Origin of the sequence: Rhodococcus sp. CX (genome assembly GCF_015865005.1) — a bacterium.
In the GTDB taxonomy this organism is placed as follows: domain Bacteria; phylum Actinomycetota; class Actinomycetes; order Mycobacteriales; family Mycobacteriaceae; genus Rhodococcus.
The window spans coordinates 25,751-32,651 of sequence record NZ_JADZGH010000178.1; the positions used below are offsets into that span (position 1 = coordinate 25,751).

Sequence of the window (6,901 nt, forward strand, 5' to 3'; positions counted from 1 at the left end):
GCGCGTCCGGCCCGGTAGGTCTTGGCGAGCCGGCGGTGGGCGACGTAGACGACTGCGCGGCGGATGTCCTCCGGGGTCACCTGTGGGTGGAACGGAAGGACCAGTTCGCGGATCTTGTCCGGGCGGGTGATCTCCTCGGCGTCGTCGCCGGGAAGCATCATGAATTCCAGACGCAGTCGTCCCTTGATGCCGGGGACGTAGACGTACGGCCGGGCGCCGTTGCCGTGGAACTCGGCGTAGGGCTCTTTCTCGCGGGTCGTGTTCAGCAGGTCGACGACCACCCAGCGTTCTTCCTGGGTCGATCCGACCAGGGGCACACCGAGGGCATCGCGAGTGAAGCTTCGGCCACCGTCCGCGCCGGCCAGCCACGATCCGACGACGGTCGAGGTGACGCCGTCCTCGGAGCGGGTGGTCACCGTGACGGTCGTGCCGTCCTGGGTGATCGCGACCGCGCGCTGGCCCGTTCGGAAGTCGATGTCGGGATGTTCGACCGCCCTGTCCCACAGCAGCTGTTCGAGGACGGGTTGATCGAACTGCGACTTCGCGGGGTGTCCGGTACGGGAGGGAACGGGCTTGGACTGGGCGAGCAAGCGATCGCCGAGACCGAAATAGCGTGCCCCGGTGTCCAGATAGGACTCCGCCTTGAGGTCGTCCGCCAAGCCCAGACGCTCGAGGATGCGGAATGACTCGTCGGCGATGCTGATGGCGCGGGGCAGGTCCCCGGGGGCGGTCATCGGTTCGATCACCGAGACCCGGGCACCTTCGTCGGCGAGAAGCAGGGCGAGGGTGAGCCCCACGGGACCTCCGCCGACGACGACAACGTCTGCATCGATGTTGTTCTGCTGCATGTTCATCGCGGTCACAACACCGCAGCCTGTCGCGAGGTGACCATTCCGGTCTTGTTGGTCTTGGCGATCTGCACCTGCTCGTAGACGTGGGCGCGCAGTTCGCTGAAGCGGGTGAGCGAGCGTGTGCCGAGCTGGTCCCGCTCGTCCGGCAGGTCGATCTTCACGTCGTCCTGGATCACCGTGGGCGAGCTCGACAACACCAGGACCCGCTCACCGAGGTAGACGGACTCCTCGATGTCGTGGGTGACGAAGAGGATGGTCATGTTGTGCCGCTTCCACACCGAGCGGACGAGGTCCTCGAGGTCGGCCCGGGTCTGCGCATCGACCGCGGCGAACGGTTCGTCCATGAGCAGGACGCTCGGGTGCGTGGCGACCGCGCGGGCGATGGCGACGCGCTGTTGCATGCCCCCGGACAACTGCCAGGGGTAGCTGTTGCGAGCCTGCTCGAGGCCGACCGAGTGCAAAGCTTCGTCGACACGCGCGCGACGCTCCGCCTTGGACAGCTTGGCGATCTTGAGCGGCAGTTCGATGTTGGCGGCCACCGTCATCCAGGGATAGAGGCTGCGACCGTACTCCTGGAACACCACGGCCATACCCCTGGCCGGCCCGTTGACGGGCCTGCCGTCGAGCACGACCGCACCCGAGGTCGGCGCCATGAGACCGGCGATGCACTTGAGCAGTGTGGTCTTGCCGCTTCCCGACGGGCCGACGAGGCAGGCGAATTCACCCTGGTGCAGGTCGAAGGTGAGGGACTTGACCGCTTCGAACTCTTTGCCGTCCCGGCTGTATACCTTCTTGACCTTGTCGACGCGGAGTCGAACGTCTTGGTGATCAGTCATTCGCACTTTCCTTCAATCCTTCGTACCAGCCGAGGACTCGGCCCTGGACGATCTGGAACAACACGGACAGCGCCACGCCGAGCAGCCCGAGCAGCACGATGCCGCTCCACATCTCGGGGATGTCGATCCGATTCTGGAAGTTGATGATGGCGTAGCCGATTCCTTCTGTGGCCGCGAACATCTCGGAGACGACCATCAGGACGAGGCCGACCGCGAGGCTCTGGCGGATGCCGGCGAAGATCTGCGGTGACGCGGCCGGGAGTACGAGATACCGCATCCGGTCGATGCCGGTGAGTCCGTAGACCCGGCCGGTGTCGCTCTGAACCTCGTCGATGGAGGCGACGCCCTTGATGGTGTTGAGGAGGATGGGCCACAGACATCCGAGGACGATGACGGTGACCTTCATGGCGTCGTTGATGCCGATCAGCAGGAGCAGGACCGGGATCATGATCGTCGACGGGACCGCGCGGAGGAACTCGAGCAGCGGACTGAGCAGCCATCGCACCCAGTCGATCGAACCGATGGCGATACCGAGACCGACGCCGAGGACGATGGACAGCGCCAGGCCGACCAGCAGACGCGCGATACTGGGAAGAGCGTCCTGCGTGAATCCGTCGCCGAGCCACACGGTGCGGAACGCGGTGACGAGTTGGTCCGGGTCGGGAACGTAGAAGCTGCCACCACCCTGCGTGGCCGCCCACCACGCTGCGATCAGCACGATCGGCAGGCCGACGAAATATCCGAGACTCTTCAGTGTTTTCACGACTTCACACCTCCACGCACCGAGGCGTGCCAGAAGAGAACCTTGCGTTCGATCGTTCCCATCAGCCAGTTGACGAGCATGCCGAGCACGCCGCTGGTGACGATGAGGGCGAACATCGCCGGCGCGTCGTCGTTGATCTGTGCGAGTGCGACGTCCTGGCCTGGCCGAGACCCGGGGTGCCGATGATCAGCTCGACGCCGACGGACAGGATCAGCGCGACCGTGGCGGCCAGGCGTATGCCGGTCATGAGGAAGGGAAGCAGGGTCGGGAAGAGCAGGTAGCGGACCCTCTGCCAGAAGTTCATCTGCAGGGTCAGGGCGGTGTCCGTGGCGACCTTGTCGACGTCGGCCACGCCGTAGAGCACCTGGACCAGCACGATCCAGAAGCAGGCGTAGACGACGATCAGAAGCTCGGCGCTGAGGGCAGGTCCGTACAGGAGCGCGGCCAGCGGGATGAGCGCGACCGCGGGGATGGGCCGAAGGAACTCGATGGTCGAGTGGGTCGCCCGCCTGAGGAACGTACTGGAGCCGATGATCACGCCGACCACGATGGCGGCGACGCTGGAGACCACCAGACCGATCAGCCAGGCACGCAGTGTGTAGCCGACCGAGGTCCAGAAATCGGGATCGGACAGGTTCTCGACGAATTCCGCGAACACCACCGTCGGGGGTGGCAGATAGTGCGAACCGACCGGTCCGATGGCAGAGAACACCTGCCAGATCAGGAGAAAGCCCAGACTGCCGGCCACGCCGAGGAGAAGCGGCTTGTACGGGGCGACTGCACTGGGTGTTCGGGAACTGTCCCGTTGCGGCGGAACCGCCACGGGCTTCTCCAGTTCTCGTTGTGCCACGCTCATGGCAGGCAACCTTTCGAGTGTTGCGGAGGCATGGGGTGGGTCGGGCCTCGCGGCCCGACCCACGCGGTCAGTGGTTCCAGACGACGTTCTCGCCGGGCTCCTTGTTCATGACGTTGTACTTCACCAGCAGGGTGCTGAACTGGTCGATCGCGTCGGCGTCCAACTTCGCATCCCATTGGATGAACTCGGTCTTCGCAGCGACCTCGGGGGCGGTGCCGATCACCTTCGGCAACAGGGCGCGGACGTCGTCCTGATGTGCTTCGGCGTAGGTGAGAGTTTCGTCGAGGGCTTCCGTAAACCGTTCGACCAGATCGGGTTTGGTGTCGATGAGCTTCCTGCCGGCCACCATGACCAGCTCGGCGCCATCGAGGCCCGCCGCCGGGATGAAGTCGCTGACGACGGCGCCACCGTTGTTCAGGATCTGCCCGATGAACGGCGGTCCGGCCATTCCGGCATCGATCTGCCCGCTCTCGAGCTGCGCGGCGACCTGGTCGAACCCGAGCTGGACGAAGGTGATCGACTCGGGATCGCCGCCGTCCTTCGCGACCGCTTCCTTGATGCCGATCTCGCCGATGCTCCCGAGGGCATTGATCGCGACCCGCTTACCTTCGAGGTCCTTCGCCGACTTGATATCCGAGCCCGAGCCGACGAGCACGGCGACGGAGTCACCCAGGGTGCCGGGGCGGTTCTTGGCGTAGCCGGACACGATCGGCACGTCGAGGCCCTTGCTGCTCGCGACCAGCGGCGTGGTCGGGCTGGCCAGGATGAAGTCGAGGCTCCCGGAATTCACGGCCGGCAACTGCGCAGCACTCGACTGGCCCATGACGAGTTCGATCTCGATTCCCTGCTCGGCGAAAAAGCCCTGGTCGATGCCGATCTGGAAGGCACCCACCGCCGACGAGGGGAAAAGCCCCACCTTCACGATGTCGAGACCGCTGTCCGATTTCGATGCGGCGCCGTCGTTCGATCCGTTGGAGCACGCGGTCAACGCAAGTGCCAACGCCGCGCTTCCGGCGAGCACAGACAAGGTCCGCTTCATGAATTCCTTCTTCCCTGAATCCGGCTGTTCCGGAATCCGACTGTTCCGGGCGATCTTGATGGGTCGTGCAGATGTGACGCCCGCAACATCGACTATGTCACAGATTTAATATTGGTCAAGCCTTATTGCATTTTCACTGAGGAATGCATTCTGCTGGCCGCAGTCGGGCAGCGGAAAACACCGACTCCAAGGTCGAGTCGAGATCCTGAGCGAGACATTCGGCCGCGATGACATGGTCCGGTCGCACAACCACCGCCGAGAACGGCCGCTGATGGAACCAGGACTTGAGCACGCCCGACGGATCGCCCACTACGTGCACACCGTCCCCCGCGTTCTCCATTGCCCACGGAAGCTGGGAGGCAGGTACCAGATGCACCAGGCGTGCGCCGAGCGACTCCAGTCGCTCCAGGTTCTCCTTGTCGACGAGCTGCCGTGGATCGTTGTTCCACACGAAGATTCGCCAGCCGGACCCCGTCACATCGTCGAGCAGCCGATCGGTCGCGGCCGTCGTGCACACCCGCGGCTGCGGGAACAACGTACCGACAGCCGACTTGAAGTCCTCCGCAACGGGTACCGACTTCAACCGGGGCACCCGCGCCGGCACCACGACGCCGCGCTCGTAGCGCGGCATGGGCTTGAAGCCCTGCCCGGAGACATACGCCTTCAGTCGCGGCAACCGGTCGACGACCACTGCTGCGGCATCACGTGCCGCAGAACGCAGTTTGCTGCGGTTGGTGACCAGGTTGGCCATGCCGACCGACAGGTCGACCATTGCCTTCACATGGTCGCGACGCTCTTCCGCGTAGGTGTCGAGCAACGCATCGTCGGCTTGCCCCTTCACCACCGCAGCCAGCTTCCAACCGAGATTCATCGCGTCACGAATGCACGAATTCCATCCCTGCCCGGCGACCACCGGCATGACGTGGGCGGCATCGCCGGCCAGGAGGATCGGTCCTTCCCGGAACCGGGACGCCAACCGCGCGTGATGGGTGTAGACACGTCGACGGATGATGTTCAGCCGCTTCGGGTCGGGCACGTGATCGGCGAGGAGACCGTAGATGAACTCGTCCGATTCGACGAGCTCCTCCCCCTCGTCGTCGAGCATCATGAACTCCCAGCGCCGAATCCCGTGCGGGAGGCTCAAAGTGGCGTAGCCACGCGTAGGGTCACCGCCGAACACCGCGTGCGGCGTGCCGATCGGGTCGTCGGCGACGTCGATCACGAGACCGCGTTGCTTGCGGGTCTCGCCTTCGAACTCGATGCCGAGACGGGTCCGGGTGAAGGACCGGCCGCCCTCGCACCCGATGACGTAGCGCGCCGTGATCTGCGAGGTCACCTCCCCCGACTTGACGGTGACCGTCGCTTCGTCGTCGGTGTAGGTGAGGTCGATCGCTTCGGTCCCGAGCCGGACGTCGACCGTCTCGAAACGCTCCAAGCCCGCCAACAGGACCTGGTCCACCAGCGGCTGAACGAAGCCGTTGCGCCGCGGCCATCCGAATTCACGTGTCGTGGGGTTGATCTCGGCGATGACCTTCATCTCGCCGTTGACGATCCGGACCTGCTGGTCGGGGACCGTGTGCGGCAGCACCTTGTCCACGAGGCCGATCGACTGCATGACCCGCAGGGCCTCGTCGTCGATACCGACCGCCCGCGGATAGTCGATGAGCTCGTCGAGTGCCTCGATCAGCACCGTGCGCACACCGTGCTGGCCGAGCAGGTTCGCGAGCGTGAGACCGGTGGGGCCCGCGCCGATGATCAGGACGTCCGTGTTCACGATTCACTCCTCAGGGATGCGATGTTCTGGCGTGCCTGGGCCCCGACCATGACAAGGTCGATCCCGAGCCCCACGTAATCGATCAGCTCGGCACGAGCCAGAGCGGCTGCGTAAGTGGGGGAACCGGCGTAGATTCCACAGGTTCGTCCGTATGCTCGTGCGACCTTTGCGATCTCGACGATCGCGTCGTACACCGGACCGTCCGCCCAGTCGGCCCCGCCTCCGAGACCGAAGGACACGGCCAGATCCGCCGGTCCGATGTAGACGGACCCGACACCGTCCACCGAAAGGATCTCCTCGGCGGCGTCGAGGCCACGGCGCGTCTCGATCTGCACGATGCACTCGACCGCGTCGTTCCCGGCCTCGGTGTACCTGCTGCCGGAATACAGCTGGGGGCGGCTGGGCCCCAGGCTGCGGCGACCCAGCGGCGGATACTTGGTCGCCGCCACGAGTGCTCTTGCCTCATCGGCACTTTCGACGGTCGGAGCGATGATGCCGCGCGCGCCGCTGTCCATCAGGCGACCGATCGGACCGGAGTCGATGCTCGCCACGCGCACGTACCGGTATCGGACGTCGCGCGGGATCGCCCGAAGCATCGTGCAGGCGGTCTCCAACCCGACTTCACCGTGCTGCAGATCGATGACAACCCCGTCGTACCCGTTGAACAAGCCGCTTTCGACGATGCTCAACGACGGCGTGGCGACGTGGAGGAGGGCGGGGATGCTCGTCACTTGTCGGCCTCGGCCAGCCGACGAGCGTGCGCCGCTGCGTTCTCGCCGCCG

At 65.3% G+C, this 6,901-nt stretch carries 7 protein-coding genes; all 7 read right to left on the reverse strand.

Annotated elements, in window-relative coordinates:
* Positions 1–854, reverse strand: an 854-nt coding sequence (locus I0Q12_RS33220) for an FAD-dependent monooxygenase (RefSeq protein WP_231610979.1), incomplete at its 3' end; no start/stop codon positions are given.
* A 5-nt stretch (positions 855–859) separates the two neighbouring features.
* Entirely contained in the window at positions 860–1,687 is an 828-nt protein-coding gene (locus I0Q12_RS18645; protein WP_197253398.1) for an ABC transporter ATP-binding protein, read from the reverse strand.
* The gene (locus I0Q12_RS18650) at positions 1,680–2,450 is read right to left on the reverse strand and encodes an ABC transporter permease (RefSeq protein ID WP_197253400.1); all 771 of its coding nucleotides are present in this window, start codon (positions 2,448–2,450) and stop codon (positions 1,680–1,682) included. Before I0Q12_RS18650 ends, I0Q12_RS18645 begins: the two co-directional genes overlap by 8 nt.
* Before the next feature lie 61 nt (positions 2,451–2,511).
* Positions 2,512–3,306 (reverse strand): ABC transporter permease, encoded by a 795-nt coding sequence (locus I0Q12_RS18655; RefSeq protein ID WP_197253401.1) that lies wholly within the window; start codon positions 3,304–3,306, stop codon positions 2,512–2,514.
* Between the two features lie 67 nt (positions 3,307–3,373).
* Positions 3,374–4,345 (reverse strand): ABC transporter substrate-binding protein, encoded by a 972-nt coding sequence (locus I0Q12_RS18660; protein WP_197253403.1) that lies wholly within the window; start codon positions 4,343–4,345, stop codon positions 3,374–3,376.
* Positions 4,346–4,478: 133 nt separating this feature from the next.
* Positions 4,479–6,119 (reverse strand): bifunctional 3-(3-hydroxy-phenyl)propionate/3-hydroxycinnamic acid hydroxylase, encoded by a 1,641-nt coding sequence (locus tag I0Q12_RS18665; protein WP_248673592.1) that lies wholly within the window; start codon positions 6,117–6,119, stop codon positions 4,479–4,481.
* Positions 6,116–6,850, reverse strand: a complete 735-nt coding sequence (locus tag I0Q12_RS18670; protein WP_197253405.1) for an HpcH/HpaI aldolase/citrate lyase family protein — start codon at positions 6,848–6,850, stop codon at positions 6,116–6,118. The genes I0Q12_RS18665 and I0Q12_RS18670 overlap by 4 nt, the downstream gene beginning before the upstream one ends.
* Positions 6,851–6,901 lie beyond the last annotated feature (51 nt).

Coding starts and splice junctions, on each gene's coding strand:
- I0Q12_RS18645 (WP_197253398.1), bottom strand. CDS start 1,687: ATGACTGATCACCAAGACGTTCGACTCCGCGTCGACAAGGTCAAGAAG.
- I0Q12_RS18655 (WP_197253401.1), bottom strand. CDS start 3,306: ATGAGCGTGGCACAACGAGAACTGGAGAAGCCCGTGGCGGTTCCGCCG.
- I0Q12_RS18660 (WP_197253403.1), bottom strand. CDS start 4,345: ATGAAGCGGACCTTGTCTGTGCTCGCCGGAAGCGCGGCGTTGGCACTT.